Here is a 17,985-nt window from a genome sequence, read left to right on the forward strand (position 1 = left end):
GTCTGGGATAGGGGGGCTTGGCTTGGGTGGCCGCCTTCACAGTTGGCCCCAGGGCCGTCCAGTGGCGCCAGAGTTGATTTGGCTGCCCTTACCGGATGCGCACCGCCAATCCCCTGCCTGCCGAAACCCTGGGTGCTCCCTTGGTGGTGCCGTTCACGGCGGTGGGCCTTGGGGCGATTGCGCAGGTTGGGGGCAAAAACGCTTCCCTGGGCGAGATGATTCGCGAGCTCGCCGGCGAGGGGGTGCGGGTGCCGGGGGGCTTCGCCACCACTGCGGCCGCCTACCGCCACCTGTTGCGCAGCAATGGCCTCATGGCCCCGCTGGCGGAGCTGCTCACGGGGCTGGATGCCGACGACCTCGGCGCCCTGCAGAGCGCCGGCAAGGCCGCCCGCACCCTGCTGCTGAACGCCGAGCTGCCTGCCGACCTGGTCGAGGCGATCCTGGCGGCCTATCGAGAGCTCTGCGCCCCAGATGGCACCTTGCCAGCGGTCGCGGTGCGCTCCAGTGCCACCGCCGAAGACCTCCCCAACGCCAGCTTTGCCGGGCAGCAGGAGACCTAATTGAACATCGCGGGGGAGGCAGCCCTGCTCGATGCCTGCCGGCGTTGCTACGCGTCGCTGTTCACCGACCGGGCGATCTCCTATCGCCAGCTCAACGGCTTCGATCACCTCGAGGTGGCCCTCTCGATCGGTGTGCAGCGGATGGTGCGCTCCGACCGCGCCTGTGCCGGGGTGATGTTCAGCATCGACACCGAAACCGGCTTCCGCGATGCGGTGCTGCTCACGGCCGCCTACGGCCTAGGCGAAAACGTGGTGCAGGGGGCCGTCAACCCCGACGAGATGCTGATCTTCAAACCCACGCTGGAGCAGGGTTTCGCGCCGATCCTGAGCAAGCGGCTGGGCAGCAAGGCGATCCGGATGGTGTACGGCGAGGCTGGGGCTGGCGAGGGTGGCGCGCCCGTGCACAACGAGCCGGTGCCCCAGGCCGAGCGCGATCGCTTCGCCCTCAGCGACGACGAGTGCCTCACCCTGGCCCGCTGGGCCTGCCGGATTGAGCGCCACTACAGCGCCCAGCGCGGGTCCCCCACGCCGATGGACATCGAGTGGGCCAAGGATGGCCTGACGGGCGAGCTGTTCATCCTCCAGGCCCGCCCCGAAACCGTGCAGTCGTGCCAGCAGCTGGCGGTGCTGCGCAGCTGGCACCTGGAGCCTCACCAGGCCGAAACCCTGGTGAGCGGCCGTGCCATCGGCGCCTCCGTGAGCAGCGGCGTGGCACGGGTGATCGGCCACCCCTCCGAGATTGAGCGCTTCGAGAGCGGCGATCTGCTGATCACTGAGCGCACCGATCCCGACTGGGAGCCGATCCTCAAGCGAGCCAGCGGCGTGGTGACCGACCAGGGGGGGCGCACCTGCCACGCGGCGATCATTGCCCGGGAGATGGGCATCACCGCCATCGTTGGCACCGGGGACGCCACCCGCCGCATCCACGATGGCGATCCCATCACGATCAGCTGCTGCGAAGGCGATGTGGGCCGGGTGTACCGCGGCACCCTGCCGTTCTCGGTGACGGAGCAGCCCATCGGCGATCTGCCCGCCACCCGCACCCAGATCCTGATGAACGTGGGCAACCCGGAGGAGGCCTTCAACCTGGCGGCCATCCCCTGCGATGGGGTGGGGTTGGCCCGGCTTGAGTTCATCATCGCCAACCACATCAAGGTGCACCCGATGGCCCTGCTCCAGTCGGAGCGGGTTGCCGATCCCGCGGAACGCGTGGCGATCGCCCAGCTGACCGCGGGCCAGGCCAGCCCGGCCGAGTACTACGTGGATCTGCTGGCCCAGGGCATGGCCCGCATCGCGGCGGCCTTCTATCCCCGGCCGGTGATCCTGCGCTTCTCCGATTTCAAGAGCAACGAGTACGCCAAGTTGCTGGGGGGCGCCGCCTTCGAGCCCAGCGAGGAGAACCCGATGCTCGGCTGGCGGGGCGCCTCCCGTTACTACGCCCCCGCCTTCCGCGACGCCTTCGCCTTGGAATGCCAGGCCCTCAAGCGGGTGCGCGAGGGCATGGGCCTCACCAACGTGATCCCGATGGTGCCCTTCTGCCGCACCCCCGAAGAGGGCGACAAGGTGCTGGCCGAGATGGCCCGCTCCGGCCTGGTGCGGGGCGAGAACGGGCTGGAGGTGTATGTGATGTGCGAGCTGCCCAGCAATGTGATCGGGGCTGAGGCGTTTGCGGAGCGTTTCGACGGCTTCTCGATCGGCTCCAACGACCTCACCCAGCTCATCCTGGGCCTGGATCGCGATTCGGCGCTGGTGGCGGAGCTGTTTGATGAGCGCCACGCCACCGTGAAGGCCATGATCCGGCTGGCGATCCAAACGGCCCGGCGCTGCGGCCGCAAGATCGGCATCTGCGGCCAGGCCCCCAGTGATTTCCCCGACTTCGCCCGCTTCCTGGTGGAGGAGGGGATCGATTCGATCAGCCTCAACCCCGACGCCGTGATCGCCACCCGGCTGGAGGTGGCCCGAATCGAGGCCAGCCTGGGCTGAGCGCCCGACCAGAGCCGCTCAGCCGATCCGCTCAGCCAATCCGCCGCAGCACCGCCCCCTGGCTGGGGCGGATCTGGGCCGGTAGCTGCTGGCTGGTGATCGGCTGCAGGGTGCGCATGTTGTAGGTGGTGTAAACGGTGCGGCCGGCGCCGTCGCCCCGGGGCCAGAAGGCATCGATCAGGGTGAGCGTCTGCACCGGTGGCGAGGGATCCTCCAGCCGACGGCGCGGCCCACTGCCCAGGGCGCCGAGGTTGAGCAGATCCAGCTGGCCCACCCGGCCGGGGAAGTAGGCGTGGTGGTGGCCACTGATGTAGGCGTGGGCACCGGTGCGCTCCAGCAGTTGGCGCAGGGCGTCGCTCTGTTGCAGCACGTTGCCGGGGGTGTCCCTGCCCTGCCCCACCGCATAGAGGGGCAGATGGCCCAGCACAAGGCGCAGCCGGGCCGACTGCGCCGCCGGGCTGCTCAGCTGGCGCTCGGCCCAGGCCACCTGCTCAGCCGGCACGGTGGCGGAGGAGGCATCCCACACCAGCAGGAACAGGTCGTGTTGGCGCACGCTGTAGGCGAACGGGAACCGGCTGGCATCCATGAAGGACAGCCCCAGCCCGTCTTCCTGCCCGCGCCAGTAGCGCTCCGCCTCCTGCCGGTCGAGCCCGAACGCGTAGCGCCCGCCGGAGCGGGCGGAGGAGGCATCGTGATTGCCCATGGTGATCGCCACCGGCAGCCCCGCCCGCCGCAGCGGCGCCAGCAGCTGGCGGTGGAAGGAGGCCCACATGGCACTCAGGTGCACGCGGCTGAGCCCCTGCTTCTGGCCGGCCACCATGTCGCCGCCGCAGAGCACCAGGTCAGGTTTCCAGCTGGGAATCAGCTCGACAGCCCGCAGCACCTCCGGCAGGTAGCTCGTGGAGCCATAGCTGCTGTTGAGGTCGCTGATGGCCACCAGCCGCAGGTCGCCCCGCGGTGGCAGTGCGGATGCCCCGACTCTGTTGGAGCTGGCTGCAGCAGGCCTTGAGGGCAGGCCGGTAGTCGCCCAGGCCCCCAAGGCCAGCCCCGCCAGAGTCAGAACATCCCGCCGCCGCAGGGAGGAGCCTGGCCAATGGTGCATGGGGCGCTCATCCATGGGATGGTCTGCAGGCAAAGGACTGCCCCCTGCTTAGCGCCCGGGGCAAGGGGGATCAATCAAGCCGCTAGGCGCCACAACAGGGTGCCGTGGGCCATGGCTCGCACCACGCACAGAACCGCCAGGGCCATGCAGAGGGGGCAGTGGGTGATCCCCATGGGGCTGGCGCCGTATCAGTTCTCACCCTGGCAGGCCGAGGCGTTGTCCTGACGGCGGACCTCGAAACTGCTGAAATAACGCCATACATCGGCCGCCATCTCCGGTTGGGCCCCCCAGGAGACGGTTGTGCTGCGCCTGAGTGAGCTGAAACTTCCCCTCGACCACAGCGACGCCGAGCTGGAGGCGGCGGCGTGCCGGCGGTTGCGGATTGCTCCCGACCAGCTGCGAGCGGTGCGGCTGGTGAAGCGCAGCGTCGATGCCCGCAAGCCCCAGGCCATCGCCCTGGTGTACAGCCTCGATCTGGACTTGGCCCTCGATCCGCGGGCGGAGGCCCGCCTGCTGCAGCGCTTCGCGGGGGATCCCCACCTGCGGCCCAGCCCCGATACGACATACCACCCGGTGGCCCAGGCCCCCGGCGCTGGGACCAATCCAGGGGTGGCCGTACCGCGTCCGGTGGTGGTGGGGGCTGGCCCCTGTGGCTACTTCGCGGCCCTGCTGCTCGCCCAGATGGGCTTCCGCCCCCTACTGCTGGAGCGCGGCAAAGCCGTCAAGGAGCGCACGGCCGACACCTTCGGCTTCTGGAGAGGCAACAGCCCCTTCAACCCCGACTCCAATGCCCAGTTTGGGGAGGGGGGAGCAGGCACCTTTTCCGACGGCAAGCTCTACAGCCAGGTGAGCGAGGCGAAGCCCTACGTGCGCAAGGTGCTGGAAGAGCTGGTGGCTGCCGGTGCCAACCCAGACATCCTCACCCTGCATCACCCCCACATCGGCACGTTCAAGTTGGCCACGGTGGTGCGTGGCCTGCGCCAGCGGATTGAGGCCCTGGGGGGTGAGGTGCGCTTTCAGGCTCGGGTGGATGGCCTGGAGTTGGCGGATGGGGATCGCTCCGTGCAGGCCCTACGGCTCCAGAGCGGCGAGCGGATTGCGGCCAGCCATGTGGTGCTGGCCCTCGGCCACAGCGCCCGCGACAGCTTCGCAATGCTGAAGGATGCCGGTGTGGCAATACTGCCCAAGCCCTTCGCGGTGGGCCTGCGCATCGAACATCCCCAGAGCCTGATCGACCGCGCCCGTTGGGGTGGGGCCGCCGGCCATCCGCGCCTGGGCGCTGCCGAGTACAAGCTCGTGCATCACTGCAGCGGCGAAGCCAGCCAGGGCCGCAGCGTCTACAGCTTCTGCATGTGTCCGGGCGGCTTGGTGGTGGGTGCCACCTCGGAAGCGGGCCGGGTGGTGACCAATGGCATGAGCCAGCACTCCCGCAATGAGCGCAACGCCAACAGCGGCATTGTCGTGACGGTCGACCTCGACGATCTGGCCCCCTACGGTGATGGACCCAACGATCCCCTGGCCGGGGTGGCCTTCCAGCGGCACTGGGAGAGCCGTGCCTTCATTGCCGGTGGGTCCGGCTACCAGGCACCCGCCCAGCGGGTGGGTGATTTCCTGGCCGGTCGCCCCAGCAGCGGCGGCGCCAGGGCTGTGAACGCGTCGTACCAGCCTGGGGTGCGCTTCGGCACGCTTGAGGGTTGCCTGCCGGCGTTTGTGCTGGAGGCCATTCGGGAGGCCCTGCCGGTGTTTGAACGTCGCATCCCCGGTTTCGCGATGGAGGATGCCCTGCTGACGGGGGTGGAAACGCGCACCTCCTCGCCACTACGGCTGCCCAGAGACAAAACAGCCCTGGAGTGTTGCAACACCCCAGGGCTCTATCCGGCGGGAGAGGGAGCCGGTTATGCGGGCGGAATCCTTTCGGCGGCCATCGATGGGATCAAGGTGGCCGAGCAGGTCGCCTTGGCGATCACTCGTCCTCGTCTTCAGCGCCCAGGGGCACCAGTCGGATCTGCTTGCGACCCAGTTTGATCTCAAATTCGTCGCCGGGTTTGAGATCGAGCATGCCGGTGTAGGCCTTGCCCACCATCAGGTTGCCGTTGAACTGCACCTTGGTGTTGAAGCTGAGCTTGCGGCCGCCTTTGCCGGTTTTGGCGGTGCCGCCGAAATCAACGCCTTTGGCATTGAGCAGGGCCTCGTAAAAGGCCGTGAAATTCAGCCGCTCCGAGCCATCTTTCTTGTGGGAGACATAGCCGCAAGCTCGGACGAGATCGGACTTGCTCACATCTCCAAGTTCCTTGACCTTTGCGAGGAGGTCAGCGCCAGTGAGCATGGATGAGATTTATCCGACATCTGCATTATTACGCAGGATCTGTCCCGACTGCAAGCGAAGGGGTGGGAATCCGATGTAAATCCGGATCGGTGCTGTGCCAAGGTGCATGGATTTAGTCACATCCAGTCGCATGGGCGGCGAAAAAAATTGGTCTCGAACATCAGGCCTGGGAAACAATCCCGCTCCACTGCACCGCTTTCACTTGATCACGGCGCCAGGAGTGAAATAGCAGTGGTTCACTGGCTGTGCAAAGGGGGCAGATTGCAATGCGTTCAGTCGCAACGCCGAGGTTCTCGAGTTGGCGGCGGGCAGCGGCGCGAATGTCTAGCCGGTCGCGCTGGGGATCGGGGTCGTCCTGCAGGGCCCCGCAGCAGCGCAAGGCCTCCAATTGGTCTGGCAGTGGCTGCGGCGAGCTTGGCGCCAGAGCCGCCGCCACCTGCTCGCTCACCGCTCGCTCCACCTGGTAGCAAGACCCGCTGATCGCGGGACCCAGGGCCACCAGCAGCTCGGCGGCGCGGCTGCCGCTGGCTTGCAGTTGTTGCACGGCCGCGGCCAGGATGCCGCCGGCCACACCCCGCCAACCCGCATGGCAGGTGGCCACCCGGCCCGAAACCGGATCGGCGATCAGCACCGGCGTGCAATCGGCGCCGCAGGCCCAGAGACACTGGCCGCCGCCATCGCTCACCAGGCCATCGGCCTCGGGCCAGGGCTCGGCCGTGGCCTGGCTGGCCGGCAGCACCACGGCACTGTGCACCTGGCGCAGACGGTGCACGCTCACCCCGGCACTCACGTAGCCGGCCAGCACCTCAGGCCCCCGGCCCTGCCACTGGCGGGTGAAAAAGGCGTGCTCAAAGCTGCCGAGCAGGTCGCACTGGAGGTAGTGGCCGCCATAGGTGCCCACCCAGGTCCAGTCCGGCAGGCTGTTGAAGTCCCGGTCGGGACGGTCAAAAGGGGGATCGAGCGCTTCGGCCATGGTTGGTGCCGGGTGCCGGTGGTCTCAGGCGTCGGGGAGGTCGCGCAGCAGCCAGAAGCCCTCGAAGCGCTGGTCGTCCTCGCGGGCCTGGACGGCGAGGAATTGCAGCCCTCCGGCCTGCTGGCGGGCCGCGGCGAAAGCCGTTGCCGCCGCCTTCGCCTCATCGGCCGGCAGATCGCTCAGCAGCCAGCGGTCTTCCAAGCCGGCCTCAAGCACCAGCTGTTGCCCGCTGATGTCCAGGCGCACCGGCTCCAACCCCGCCAGCCAGCCAGCCAGGGCCAGGGCCCGGGAGGCACTGAACAGGCGAATCCCTGGCACCGGCACCTCGGGGGAGAGGTCTTCTGGCAGAGGCACCAGGCCGGCAAATCCCAGCTCCCAGTCGGCGGCGCTGGCGAGGGCGCCCACGGGCAGGGTGGCCCAGCCCCAGCTCTCGCCCCGAGCCGCTTCCGGTAGGGGTACGGCGATCGGGCGGATCGGTTGGGGCGGCGGCGCCAGGGGGCCGGCCATGTAGCCGCTCTCCTGGGGGTAAACGTCACGCTCCCGCTCCTGCAGCCAGGTCACCAGCGCATAGGTGCGCCGGCTGGGCACCAGTTCCAGGCCCAGTCCCTCGGCGGCCCGTTGCACCATGGTGCGCATCGAGGCCCGCCAGCAGCGCAGCCGCCGTGGGGGCCCGAAGCCCTGGGCGGCAGCAGCGGCTAGGGCCTGCTCGAGGGCGTCCCTCAGCCAGATCGAGTTGACGCTGGAGGCGGGGCAGGCCTGCACCCAGCGAAAGGTGGCAGCAGAGGGCTGTTCTGCGGTCTGCACCTGGGGCGTGGAGCAGATCAGCAGTTCCCAGCGCTTCTTGCCGTCGGGCTCGAGGATGGGCCGTGAGTAGTAGTCGAGCTCCCAGTCGGGGGAGAGGCCAGTGGTGACTGGGGCCACCACTGGCTCCGCTGGAACAGGGGCTTTGCTCATCCCGCCTGTTGCTCCTGCTGGCGCAGCACCGAACGGGCGCGGTTGGCACGGTCGGTGGCTTCGTCCATCACCTTGTCTTTGTCAATCAGCAGTTCACCAGGCTGGCCTTCCAGCAGGGCGGTGTTGAGGGCGATGCGACCGCGGCCTGGATCGAGCTCGGTGATCAGGGCCTTGAGCCGATCGCCTTGGCCGAATACCTCGCGCAGCTCGCGCAGCTCGCGCAGTTGACCGCCGGTGATGGCCGACTGGTGCAGCAGGCCGCTCACGCCCCCCAGGTCCACAAACAGGCCGTAGGGCTTGATCGAGACCACCTGCCCTTCCACCAATTGACCCACCTCCAGGTTTTGGAACAGGGCGGCGGTGGCTGCCTTCTTCTCCGACAACACCAACTTGCGGGTTTCGGGGTTGACCTCCAGGAAAGCCGCGCCGAGGGTTTTACCCACCAGAGCCTCATGGTTTTCACCCTCCTGCAGCTGGGAGCGGGGAATGAAGCCGCGCAGGCCTTCGAGATCGCAGGTGACACCGCCGCGATTGAAGCCGTTCACCTTCACCTGCACCACCTTTCCCTCCTTTTCCAGGGCGCGCACCTTTTCCCAGCTCTGACGCAGGGCGAGGGCCCGGGCGCTGATGGTCACCATCCCGTCAGCGTTCTGCTCGCGGGTAACCAGCACCTCCACTTCGAGTCCCTTGGGAAAGCGCTCCTTGAGGTTGGTGATCACACCAAGACCGCATTCCGTTTTCGGCATGAACCCCGGTGCTTTGCCACCGATGTCCACGTACACCCCATCACTCTCCAGGCCAATCACCGTGCCGCGCACCACTTCCCCTGTGGTGCCGTGGGGTTCGTGCTCGTCGAGGGCGGCCAGGAACGCCTCCTCGTCAAAATCGAAATCGTCGACGCTGCGGGCCGGTGCGCTGCCAGCCTGATCGGCGCTGCCAGCCTGTTTGGCGCTCGAGGAGCGATGCGACTGCTGCTGCTGGCTGGAGTCTGGACCCAGCAGATCGGCCATGGTGAGGCCTTCCATGCCCCCCAGGTCGAAGAGGTCGTCGTCGTTGCGGGCTGGGGTCCGCACCGGGCTGGGGGCCGGAGCGGCGGCGGCCGGAGGTTCCGAAGTTCGGACGGATTCCGGCTCGGGCGGCGCCACGACGGACTCGGGTGCTGCCACGGCGGGCTGATCCTTGCGGATCATCAACACCTGGGGCGGCTTGCGCAGCGGGGCCACGGGCTGCGGCCGGGCGGCTCCAGGGGGCACCGGGCGCGATGAACCCGGTGCTGGCGCTGGAGATGACGCAGACGAGGGCGGTTGGTTGCCGGTACCGGCCATCTCCACTGGGGGCTGAGAGCCTCACACTGTAGAGATGAGTTCTGAAGCAATGGAGTCTCGGCGCCACCTGCAACAACTGGCCTGGCCCCAGGTCGAGCAGCTTGCTGCCCGGTGGGGAAGCACGGTGGTGTGGCCCTGGGGTGCGGTGGAGCAACACGGGCCCCATCTCCCCTTGGGCACCGATGGCCTGTTTGCCGAACGGGTGCTGGATGCGGCGCTCGCTGCCCTGGATGCAGACCTGCCGATCCTGCGGCTGCCGCTGCAGTCCATCGGCTTTTCCCCCGAGCATCGGGGCTTCTGCGGCACCCTCAGCCTCCCGCCCGGTCTGGTGATCGACCAGGTGGTGGCCGTTGGCCGTGAACTGGCTGCCACCGGGTTTCGGCGGTTGGTGCTGTTCAACGCCCATGGTGGCCAGATCGCCTTGTTGCAAACGGCCGCGCGCCAGCTCCGGGCGGAGTGCCCCGAGCTCGTGGTGTTGCCTTGTTTTCTGTGGAGTGGTCCGGAGGGAATCGCCGAGCTGATCCCGGAGCCGGAGCGCTCCGTCGGATTGCATGCCGGCCTGGTGGAAACCAGTCTGATGCTGCATCTGGCTCCTGAGCTGGTGGGCGAGGAGCGCCCCTGCGATGGCCGCAAGGCTGGCCCCAGCCCGGCGGGATGGAGCTTGGAGGGAGCTGCCCCGCTGGCCTGGCTCACCCAAGACCTGAGCGATTCCGGCGTGATCGGCGATGCGCGGGGTGCTTCGGCGGCGCTGGGGGCCCAGTTGTTTGAACGCCTGGTGGAGGGATGGCGGCAACGCTTCGACGTCCTGTTGCGCAGCCCTTGGCCCACGACGGAGACCCCGCCCCCCAGCCGGACAGGTGCCCGGTAAAGCCGGACAGGTGCCCGGTAAGGGTGGCTACAGTTGCTGGATCAGTTCCAAGTGCACGGCCGCCATGGCAACCCTCGCCTCCCCTGCAGTTTCCGAGGCGACTTCCGCCCAGCAACTGCCCGATCAACTGCCCGACTTCAGCACCGACGCCTACAAAGACGCCTACAGCCGCATCAACGCCATCGTGATCGAGGGTGAGCAGGAAGCTCACGACAACTACATCGCCATCGGCACGTTGATCCCCGACCAGGCTGAGGAGCTTGCCCGGCTGGCCCGCATGGAGCTCAAGCACATGAAAGGCTTCACGGCCTGCGCCAACAACCTGGGCGTCACCGCCGACATGCCTTTTGCCAAGGAGTTCTTCGCACCGCTTCACGGCAATTTCCAGAAGGCCCTGGCTGAGGGCAAGGTGACCACCTGCCTGCTGATCCAGGCGATTTTGATTGAGGCCTTCGCCATTTCGGCTTACCACATCTATATCCCCGTTGCTGATCCCTTCGCCCGCAAGATCACCGAGGGGGTTGTCAAAGATGAGTACACCCACCTCAACTACGGACAGGAGTGGCTGAAGGCCAACCTCGAGACCTGCCGTGAGGAGCTTGAGCACGCCAACCGCGACAACCTTCCTCTGGTGCGCAAGATGCTCGAGCAGGTGGCTGGTGATGCTTCCGTGCTGCACATGGACCAGGAAGATCTGATGGCGGATTTCCTCACGTCGTACCAGGAAGCGCTGATGGACGTGGGTCTCACCTCCCGTGAGATCGCCAAGATGGCAGCGGCGGCCTTGATCGGCTAACCCGCGTCGGCTATCCGTCTCGCCAGGCCGGTCCTGGCGGGATGTAGCGTCGGCGACATCCCCTGGGGATTGCCCATGTTCGGCCTCATCGGTCACTCCACAAGCTTTGAGGAGGCCCGTGCCAAGGCCCGCAGCCTCGGCTTTGAGGAGTTTGCCGAGGGCGACTTGGATGTGTGGTGCAGCGCCCCTCCCCAATTGGTGGAGCGGCTCGAGGTGACGAGTGCCACCGGTAAAACGATTGAAGGGGCCTACATCGACTCCTGTTTCGTTCCCGAAATGTTGAGCCGGTTCAAAACGGCTCGGCGCAAGGTGCTCAGTGCCATGGAGCTGGCCCAGAAAAATGGCCTTGACATCACGGCTCTCGGCGGCTTCACCTCGATCATTTTCGAGAATTTCAACCTGCTCAAGGAGCAGCAGATCCGCTCCACAACCCTGGAGTGGGAACGTTTCACCACCGGCAACACCCACACCGCCTGGGTGATCTGCCGCCAGGTGGAAACCAATGCCCCGTTGCTGGGAATTGATCTACGCCAGGCCCGGGTGGCTGTGGTGGGCGCCACCGGTGACATTGGCAGCGCGGTGTGCCGCTGGCTCAGCCAGCGCACCGGCGTCAAGGAGCTGCTGCTGGTGGCCCGTCAGCCCCAACCTCTGCTCGATCTGCAGCAGGAGCTGGGCGGTGGGCGGATTCTCAGCCTCGAGGAAGCTCTTCCGGAAGCGGATGTGGTGGTGTGGGTGGCCAGCCTGCCCCAGACCCTCAGCATCGATGCGGCCAACCTCAAGTCGCCCTGCCTGATGATCGACGGCGGCTATCCGAAAAATCTCGACACCAAGGCCAGCGGTGCTGGCATTCATGTGTTGAAAGGGGGCATCGTTGAATTTTTCAGCGACATCACCTGGCAGATGATGGAAATGGCCGAAATGGACAATCCCAAGCGTCAGATGTTTGCCTGTTTCGCTGAAGCGATTCTGTTGGAGTTTGAAGGGATTCACACCAATTTCAGTTGGGGGCGCAACAACATCACCCTCGACAAAATGGATCTGATTGGAGCCGCCTCCGAGCGCCACGGTTTTCAGGCCCTGGGTCTGGCCCTGCAGTCTGATCCAACACCAGTGCTAACCACGGCCTAGTTCGTTCCTCCTCCTCTTCCCTCCCAACATCCCCGCCATGGCTCGCCGCGCCCTGCTGGAGTTTGAAAAACCGCTGGTTGAGCTCGAGGAGCAGATCGAGCAGATCCGCCAACTGGCCCGTGATTCGGAAGTGGATGTGAGCCAGCAGCTGCTGCAGCTCGAAACCCTCGCCACCCGCCGTCGCAAGGACATTTTTGATGCCCTGACGCCCTCTCAGAAAATCCAGGTGGCTCGCCACCCCCAGCGCCCCAGCACCCTGGACTACATCCAGGTGATTACCGATGAGTGGCTGGAGCTGCACGGCGATCGCCGTGGCAGCGACGACCAGGCGCTGGTGGGTGGCGTGGGCCGTATCGGTGATCAGGGCGTGGTGCTGCTGGGCCACCAGAAGGGGCGCGACACCAAGGAAAATGTGGCCCGTAACTTCGGGATGGCCTCACCCGGGGGCTACCGCAAGGCGATGCGGCTGATGGAGCATGCCGACCGCTTCCGTCTGCCGATCCTGAGCTTCATTGACACCCCAGGCGCCTATGCGGGGGTGCTGGCGGAGGAACAGGGTCAGGGCGAAGCCATTGCGGTGAACCTGCGCGAGATGTTCCGGCTGCGGGTGCCGATCCTGGCCACCGTGATCGGCGAGGGCGGTTCCGGTGGGGCCCTCGGCATCGGCGTGGCCGACCGGCTCCTGATGTTCGAGCACAGCGTTTACACCGTGGCCAGCCCGGAAGCCTGTGCCTCGATCCTCTGGCGGGATGCAGGCAAGGCCTCAACGGCAGCTGAAGCCTTGAAGATCACCGGTCCCGATCTGCTTCAACTGGGCATTGTGGATCTGGTGCTGCCGGAGCCCTCCGGCGGCAACCACTGGGCTCCCTTGCAGGCCGCCGAAACCCTCAAGACCGCCCTGCTGGAGCAACTCGCCGAGCTGCAAACCCTCAGCGAGACCCAATTGATTGAGCAGCGCTACGCCAAGTTCCGGCGCATGGGGCGCGTCCTGGAGAGCGAGACCCCAGATCCCTCCCGCAGCTCTTAAGGTTTCCTTTGGTTCCATCGACGCCCTGGCGTTTGCTCTTGTCTGATCCAACGCCTAAGGCGCCTGTGGCCCTGATCTCCGGAGCCTCCCGGGGAATCGGTGCCACGGCGGCACGGCTGTTCGCCGCAGCCGGCTACGACCTGCTGTTGCTGGCCCGCCCATCTCAGGAGTTCGATGCCCTGGCTGGCGAGCTGGGCCAGAGCGGTCGCCGCGTTGAGACCATCGGCCTCGATTTGGGCGATCCCGCAGCCGTGGGACCCGGTCTCGACGACCTCTGCGGCCGTGGCCTCATCCCTTCCGTGGTGATCAACAACGCCGGCATGGCCTACACGGGCCCCCTGGCGGAGATGCCCCTGGAGCAGTGGCAGCGGGTGATGCAGCTCAACCTCACGGCGGTCTTTCAGCTGTGTCAGGCGCTGGTGCCGCGCCTGCGGGCGGCTGGTGGTGGTCACATCATCAATGTGAGCAGCCATGCCGCCCACAACGCCTTTCCCGACTGGGGTGCCTACTGCATCAGCAAGGCCGGTTTGGTCTCCTTGAGCCGCTGCCTGGCTGCTGAAGAACGCTCCCACGGGATACGGGTCAGCACCCTCACCCTTGGTGCGGTGAATACGCCCCTCTGGGAGAGCGAAACCGTCCACAGCTCCTTCGATCGCCGTGCCATGCTTGATGTTGAGCGGGCGGCCGAAGCCCTGCTGTATCTGGCCCAACAGCCCGCCACTTTGGTGGTCGAAGACCTCACCCTCATGCCGGCCGCCGGCGCGTTTTGAGCCCCTCCATGACCTCGACCCTGCCCTCCAGTCTTTCCTCCCGCGCGAGTGCCCCGGAGGCGGGTCCGTTGCCGGTGAGCCTGCGGATCCGTGAGCGCTTGGATGCGGCAGGTGTGGCCTATCTCGCCAACGACAACATCGCCGAGCATCTCAAGGAGGGCGAGCTCGATCAGCTGGAAATTGAAGTGGCCGGCAAGGTGCGCGAGCTGCTGCGCAGCTTGGTGATCGATATCGACAAGGATCACAACACCGACGAGACGGCCGAGCGGGTTGCCCGGATGTACCTCCACGAAGTGTTCAAGGGCCGTTATCACCACCAGCCCAAGATCGCCAGCTTCCCCAACGTCAAGAAGCTCGACGAGATCTACACCGTAGGCCCCATTTCAGTGCGATCGGCCTGTTCTCACCACCTGGTGCCGATTCTCGGCAATTGCTGGATCGGCATCAAGCCTGGCGAGCGGGTGATCGGGCTGTCGAAATTCTCACGGGTGGCTGATTGGGTGTTTTCCCGCCCCCACATCCAGGAAGAGGCGGTAATGATCCTGGCCGATGAGATTGAACGCCTCTGTGAGCCCCAGGGCCTGGCGATCTTGGTGAAAGCCCAGCACTACTGCATGAAGTGGCGGGGCGTGAAAGAACCCCAAACCAGCATGGTTAATTCGGTGGTGCGGGGCGATTTTCGTTTGGATCCCAGCCTCAAGGCTGAATTCTTCGAGTTGGTCAAGCAGCAGGAAGCGGTGCTGTCCACCTGAGTCTCTGGGCTCTCGCCGTTAAGGAGTCGGCCGCACCGGGCCAAGAGCCGGTGAGGCCTGGCGGTTGGCGCCTCCCTCTCGTGTTGCCACCGTCACGACCACCATCACTTCTGCCGAGACATCCTGGGGTTGGAGCACATAAGTGGGGCCGCTGGCCAGGCTGATCAGTAGCCACTGGCTAGCCCCAGGAGTGCGGCGGTACCAGTGGAAGGCCTGCGGCGGCAAGGCGGCCAACACATCGGCAACGGCGGTGGCCTGGAGCACCTGGCCCTGCACCGCTTCTCCCTGCAGCACCAGCTGCTGCAAGCCATCGATCTGCTGCTGCACCGCGCTTTCCTGGGCCAGGTCGGCGCTGATCTGCTGGCGCAGCGCGCTGATCTGGGCCTGGGGATCGGCGCTCACCCCCGGCACGCAGGAGAGCTGACCATCTACCAGCTGGCAGCCCACCAGGTCCTGGGCCTGCAGGGGCAGCATCAGGGCGGGCGTCGCTGCACCGGCCAGAGCGAGCAGCAGGGGCAGGGGAGCGAAACCAGAGAGGCAACCCATCATCGCGGCGTGAACACAGCCTGATCTTGGCCGCAAAGGCCGACCTCAGCCAAGTTCGCCCCGCATGGCGGCCACCAGCGCCTCAACCAACGCCAGATCCTTGTCGCCAGGAGCCCGCTCCACGCCGCTGGACGCATCCAGCCCCGTGGGCGTCAGCTGGGCCAGCAGCGGCGCCACCCGATCGGCCCGGATCCCCCCCGCCAGCCACCAGGGCAGGGGTGGAGCGAAGCCCTCCAGCCACTCCATGGGAATGCGGTGGCCCGTGCCCCCCAGCTGGTCGGGCACCCAGGCATCCAGGAGCAGCGCATCCACGGCGTCGGCAAAGTCCAACGCCTGTTGCAGGTCGTGGGGGCTGCGGATCCGCAGGGCCTTCCAAACCGTGCAGCCCAGGCTCGCCCGCAGCTGGCGGCAGCGCTCCGGCGTTTCCGTGCCGTGCAGCTGCACCACCCCATGGCCTTGGCTGCCGGCCAGCTCCGCCAGCTGCCGGTCGTCGGGATCGGCCACCACCAACACCCCCTGGCAGAGGGGGGCGGCCGCCTGAACAGCGGCAAACAGGGCGGGCCGTTGGCCTGGCTCCAGGTAGCGCGGTGATCCGGGCACGCCGATCACGCCGATCGCATCGACCCCCAGGCGGGCCACCGCCGCGGCCTGCTCGGGATCCCGCAGGCCGCAAATCTTCAGCAGGGGGGACGTCATGGCTTGGGCGCGTGCCGTTGGGCCTTTCTAGGATTCAGGTTCTGACGCTTCGGGCCTGGCCTGGGCAGACACTCGGGTGGAGGGGCCGTGGGAGAGGGCTGGCAGCTGTTCAAGATCCGGGGCATTCCCCTGCGCATCCATCCCAGCTGGTTTGTAATCCTGGCGTTGGCCACTGCCGCCTTCCAGCGGCACTACAGCCTCAGCCTTAAGGATCCGGTCGGCGCCGCAGCGCTCTGGGGCCTGGGTCTGGCGACGGCTGTGCTGTTGTTTGTGTCCGTGCTGCTGCACGAGCTGGGCCATTCCCTGGTGGCCCTGGCCCAGGGGGTGCAAGTGCGCAGCATCACGCTCTTTTTGCTGGGCGGTGTCGCCAGCGTCGAGCGAGAATGCAGCACGGCCATGGGTGCCCTGCTGGTGGCGGCGGCAGGGCCCGCGGTGAGCTTGCTGCTGGGCGGGGCTCTGTTGGCTGGCACCCACACGGCGGACCACGTCTCGCCCTTGCTGGGCGCGATGGTGGCTCAGCTGGGCTCCCTCAACCTGGTGCTGGGCCTGTTCAACCTGCTGCCAGGCCTGCCCCTCGATGGCGGGCTGATCGTCAAGGCCCTGGTGTGGCAGGCCAGCGGCAGCCAGCGGCGGGGGGTGGAGGTTGCCAACAGCTGCGGTCGCCTGCTGTCGCTGCTTGCGATCGGTTTGGGCACGGTGGTGCTGTTGCGGGGTGGCGGCCTCAGTGGTGCCTGGTTGATGCTGCTGGGCTGGTTTGGTTTAGGGGCGTCCCGCAACCAGCGGCAGATGCTGGCTCTGCAGCAAACCCTCAATGCCTTGAAAGTGCGGGATGCGGCCGGGCGACGGTTTCGGGTGCTGGAGGCGGCTGGTCGGCTGCGGGAGCTCAGCCAGATTCGTCTCTCCCAGGCCACCGAGGCCGACCAGGGTGACTGGCTGCTGGTGTGCGACCGCGGCCGTTGGCAGGGGGTCATCGACGACACACCACTGCAGCAGCTGCCGGTGCAGCGCTGGGATAGCGATCGCATTGGCGATCACATGCAGCCCCTCTCCAGCCTGCCGGCCATCCGCGAGTCGGCGCCCCTGTGGCAGGCGGTGCAGCAGCTTGAAGACAGCGGTGGCAACCGATTGCTCGTGCTCAGCCCGGCAGGATTGCCCTGCGGCACGATCGAGCGCCCTGAGCTGGGCGAAGCCGTGCTCGCCAAACTGGGCCTGCGTTTACCGGCACCGCTGCTGGCCTCGGCTCGGCGCCACGGCACCTATCCCCTGGGCCTGGCCCTGCCTCAGGTGGTGCGCTCGATGCTGGCCTCCGGCGAGGCCAAGGGCGGCGTCGACCCGTTGACCCGATAGGGGGCGCGGCCCGTGGCGATGCGGGCCCACTCGGCGGCGCTCAGGGGCAGGTGCAGAACCCCAGCGGCGGCCGTGGGCAGAGCCGCCGCTGCGCATTGCTGCAGCAGCGCCTCCAGCTCGTCGGGGTTCAGCGGTAGATCGGGCAAAGCGGGCGGGTCGGCGCCGAACACCAGCTGCCAGAGCTCGGCGGGGGGCTCCACCAGGATGGAGCCATGCTGCAGCAGGCACCCCTGGCGCCACAGCTGGGCGCTGCCGATGCGCTTGGCTCCTCCGGCATGCACCAGATCGGCGGCGGTGCTGCTGGCGAAGCAGTTGCTGCGTTGCAGGCTGGCCGCCTGGCTACCCGGCTCCAGGGGTAGGCCCAGGCTGGCAAAGGCGTCGAGGAGCCAGCCGCAGGCCTGGACGTAGGCCTGCTGGTGTTGCCGGGGCGCATCGGGCCAGACCAGCGCATAGGTGATCTCCCCGGCATGGAGCACCGCCCGGCCCCCACTCGGTCGGCGCACCAGCTCGATCAGCCCGCCAGCCGCCAGCTCGCCCCAGTGGGGCTCGAGGTGGTGCTGGTGAAATCCCAGCGACAGCGTTGGCCGCTGCCAGCGGTAGAGGCGAAACGCGGGTGCCCGTTGCTCCAGCAGCCACCCATCGATGGCCATCTGCCAGTCGCCCGCCAGGCAGCTGCTGGGCAGGGTGCGCAGGTGGGGCATGGGGCAGGGCCGCCTAAAAGTGTGACCACGGAAGCTGGCGGGGTCTGGCAGCATTGGTTTTGGTCGGCGGGAATGGCTTACCTCCATGCCCCAAATCCCTGACGCCGCGGCTGATCAGCTTGGTTCCAGCG

The 17,985-nt window shown here is 67.1% G+C and carries 16 protein-coding genes and 1 pseudogene; 9 read left to right on the forward strand and 8 right to left on the reverse strand.

Features of this window, described 5'->3' with window-relative positions; genetic code table 11:
• Window positions 1–95 precede the first annotated feature (95 nt).
• Window positions 96–2,543: pseudogene (gene ppsA / locus KBY57_RS12540) on the forward strand (phosphoenolpyruvate synthase).
• Window positions 2,544–2,574: 31 nt separating this feature from the next.
• On the opposite strand, the gene KBY57_RS12545 reads toward ppsA, so the two are convergent.
• Window positions 2,575–3,660, reverse strand: coding sequence for a metallophosphoesterase family protein (locus tag KBY57_RS12545; RefSeq protein WP_254996210.1), 1,086 nt, complete (start codon window positions 3,658–3,660; stop codon window positions 2,575–2,577).
• Between the two features lie 285 nt (window positions 3,661–3,945).
• Between KBY57_RS12545 and KBY57_RS12550 the strand changes: the two genes are divergently transcribed.
• On the forward strand, window positions 3,946–5,670 hold the full coding sequence (locus tag KBY57_RS12550) for an NAD(P)/FAD-dependent oxidoreductase (protein ID WP_254996211.1): 1,725 nt from the start codon (window positions 3,946–3,948) through the stop codon (window positions 5,668–5,670).
• On the opposite strand, the gene KBY57_RS12555 is transcribed toward KBY57_RS12550, so the two are convergent.
• The 4 genes from KBY57_RS12555 to KBY57_RS12570 all read right to left on the reverse strand — a co-directional run bounded on the left by KBY57_RS12555 (window position 5,609) and on the right by KBY57_RS12570 (window position 9,112).
• On the reverse strand, window positions 5,609–5,971 hold the full coding sequence (locus tag KBY57_RS12555) for an AbrB family transcriptional regulator (protein WP_254996212.1): 363 nt from the start codon (window positions 5,969–5,971) through the stop codon (window positions 5,609–5,611). The two genes, KBY57_RS12550 and KBY57_RS12555, sit on opposite strands and share 62 nt — an antisense overlap.
• Window positions 5,972–6,131: 160 nt before the next feature.
• The gene (gene pgeF / locus KBY57_RS12560; RefSeq protein WP_254996213.1) at window positions 6,132–6,944 is read right to left on the reverse strand and encodes a peptidoglycan editing factor PgeF; all 813 of its coding nucleotides are present in this window, start codon (window positions 6,942–6,944) and stop codon (window positions 6,132–6,134) included.
• Window positions 6,945–6,968: 24 nt separating this feature from the next.
• A complete protein-coding gene (locus tag KBY57_RS12565; protein WP_254996214.1) occupies window positions 6,969–7,898 on the reverse strand; it encodes a Tab2/Atab2 family RNA-binding protein in 930 nt (309 codons plus the stop codon).
• Window positions 7,895–9,112, reverse strand: a complete 1,218-nt coding sequence (locus tag KBY57_RS12570; RefSeq protein ID WP_409996454.1) for a S1 RNA-binding domain-containing protein — start codon at window positions 9,110–9,112, stop codon at window positions 7,895–7,897. The genes KBY57_RS12565 and KBY57_RS12570 overlap by 4 nt, the downstream gene beginning before the upstream one ends.
• Window positions 9,113–9,257: 145 nt before the next feature.
• Here KBY57_RS12570 and KBY57_RS12575 point away from each other — a divergent pair, with 145 nt between their 5' ends.
• The 6 genes from KBY57_RS12575 (at window position 9,258) to folE (ending at window position 14,564) form a co-directional block, all read left to right on the forward strand.
• Window positions 9,258–10,091, forward strand: a complete 834-nt coding sequence (locus KBY57_RS12575; RefSeq protein ID WP_254996215.1) for a creatininase family protein — start codon at window positions 9,258–9,260, stop codon at window positions 10,089–10,091.
• A gap of 64 nt (window positions 10,092–10,155) precedes the next feature.
• The gene (locus tag KBY57_RS12580) at window positions 10,156–10,887 is read left to right on the forward strand and encodes an aldehyde oxygenase (deformylating) (RefSeq protein WP_254996216.1); all 732 of its coding nucleotides are present in this window, start codon (window positions 10,156–10,158) and stop codon (window positions 10,885–10,887) included.
• A 75-nt stretch (window positions 10,888–10,962) separates the two neighbouring features.
• On the forward strand, window positions 10,963–12,015 hold the full coding sequence (locus tag KBY57_RS12585) for a long-chain acyl-[acyl-carrier-protein] reductase (protein ID WP_254996217.1): 1,053 nt from the start codon (window positions 10,963–10,965) through the stop codon (window positions 12,013–12,015).
• 37 nt (window positions 12,016–12,052) lie between these two features.
• Window positions 12,053–13,042, forward strand: coding sequence for an acetyl-CoA carboxylase carboxyltransferase subunit alpha (locus KBY57_RS12590; RefSeq protein WP_094559884.1), 990 nt, complete (start codon window positions 12,053–12,055; stop codon window positions 13,040–13,042).
• 71 nt (window positions 13,043–13,113) lie between these two features.
• Complete coding sequence (locus tag KBY57_RS12595) at window positions 13,114–13,812, forward strand: SDR family oxidoreductase (protein WP_254996226.1); 699 nt, start codon at window positions 13,114–13,116, stop codon at window positions 13,810–13,812.
• Window positions 13,813–13,820: 8 nt separating this feature from the next.
• Window positions 13,821–14,564, forward strand: a complete 744-nt coding sequence (folE, locus tag KBY57_RS12600) for a GTP cyclohydrolase I (RefSeq protein ID WP_254988214.1) — start codon at window positions 13,821–13,823, stop codon at window positions 14,562–14,564.
• 18 nt (window positions 14,565–14,582) lie between these two features.
• On the opposite strand, the gene KBY57_RS12605 is transcribed toward folE, so the two are convergent.
• Together KBY57_RS12605 and KBY57_RS12610 are read right to left on the reverse strand one after the other, a co-directional pair.
• Entirely contained in the window at window positions 14,583–15,110 is a 528-nt protein-coding gene (locus KBY57_RS12605; protein ID WP_254996218.1) for a hypothetical protein, read from the reverse strand.
• 45 nt (window positions 15,111–15,155) lie between these two features.
• A complete protein-coding gene (locus KBY57_RS12610) occupies window positions 15,156–15,806 on the reverse strand; it encodes a phosphoribosylanthranilate isomerase (protein WP_254996219.1) in 651 nt (216 codons plus the stop codon).
• Between the two features lie 87 nt (window positions 15,807–15,893).
• Between KBY57_RS12610 and KBY57_RS12615 the strand changes: the two genes are divergently transcribed.
• A complete protein-coding gene (locus KBY57_RS12615) occupies window positions 15,894–17,153 on the forward strand; it encodes a site-2 protease family protein (RefSeq protein ID WP_254996220.1) in 1,260 nt (419 codons plus the stop codon).
• Here KBY57_RS12615 and KBY57_RS12620 read toward each other — a convergent pair.
• Complete coding sequence (locus KBY57_RS12620) at window positions 17,087–17,854, reverse strand: lipoyl protein ligase domain-containing protein (RefSeq protein ID WP_254996221.1); 768 nt, start codon at window positions 17,852–17,854, stop codon at window positions 17,087–17,089. The genes KBY57_RS12615 and KBY57_RS12620 overlap by 67 nt on opposite strands.
• Between the last annotated feature and the right edge of the window lie 131 nt (window positions 17,855–17,985).

The sequence above is a fragment of the Cyanobium sp. Aljojuca 7D2 genome, assembly GCF_024346415.1.
Classification (GTDB): Bacteria; Cyanobacteriota; Cyanobacteriia; order PCC-6307; family Cyanobiaceae; genus Cyanobium_A.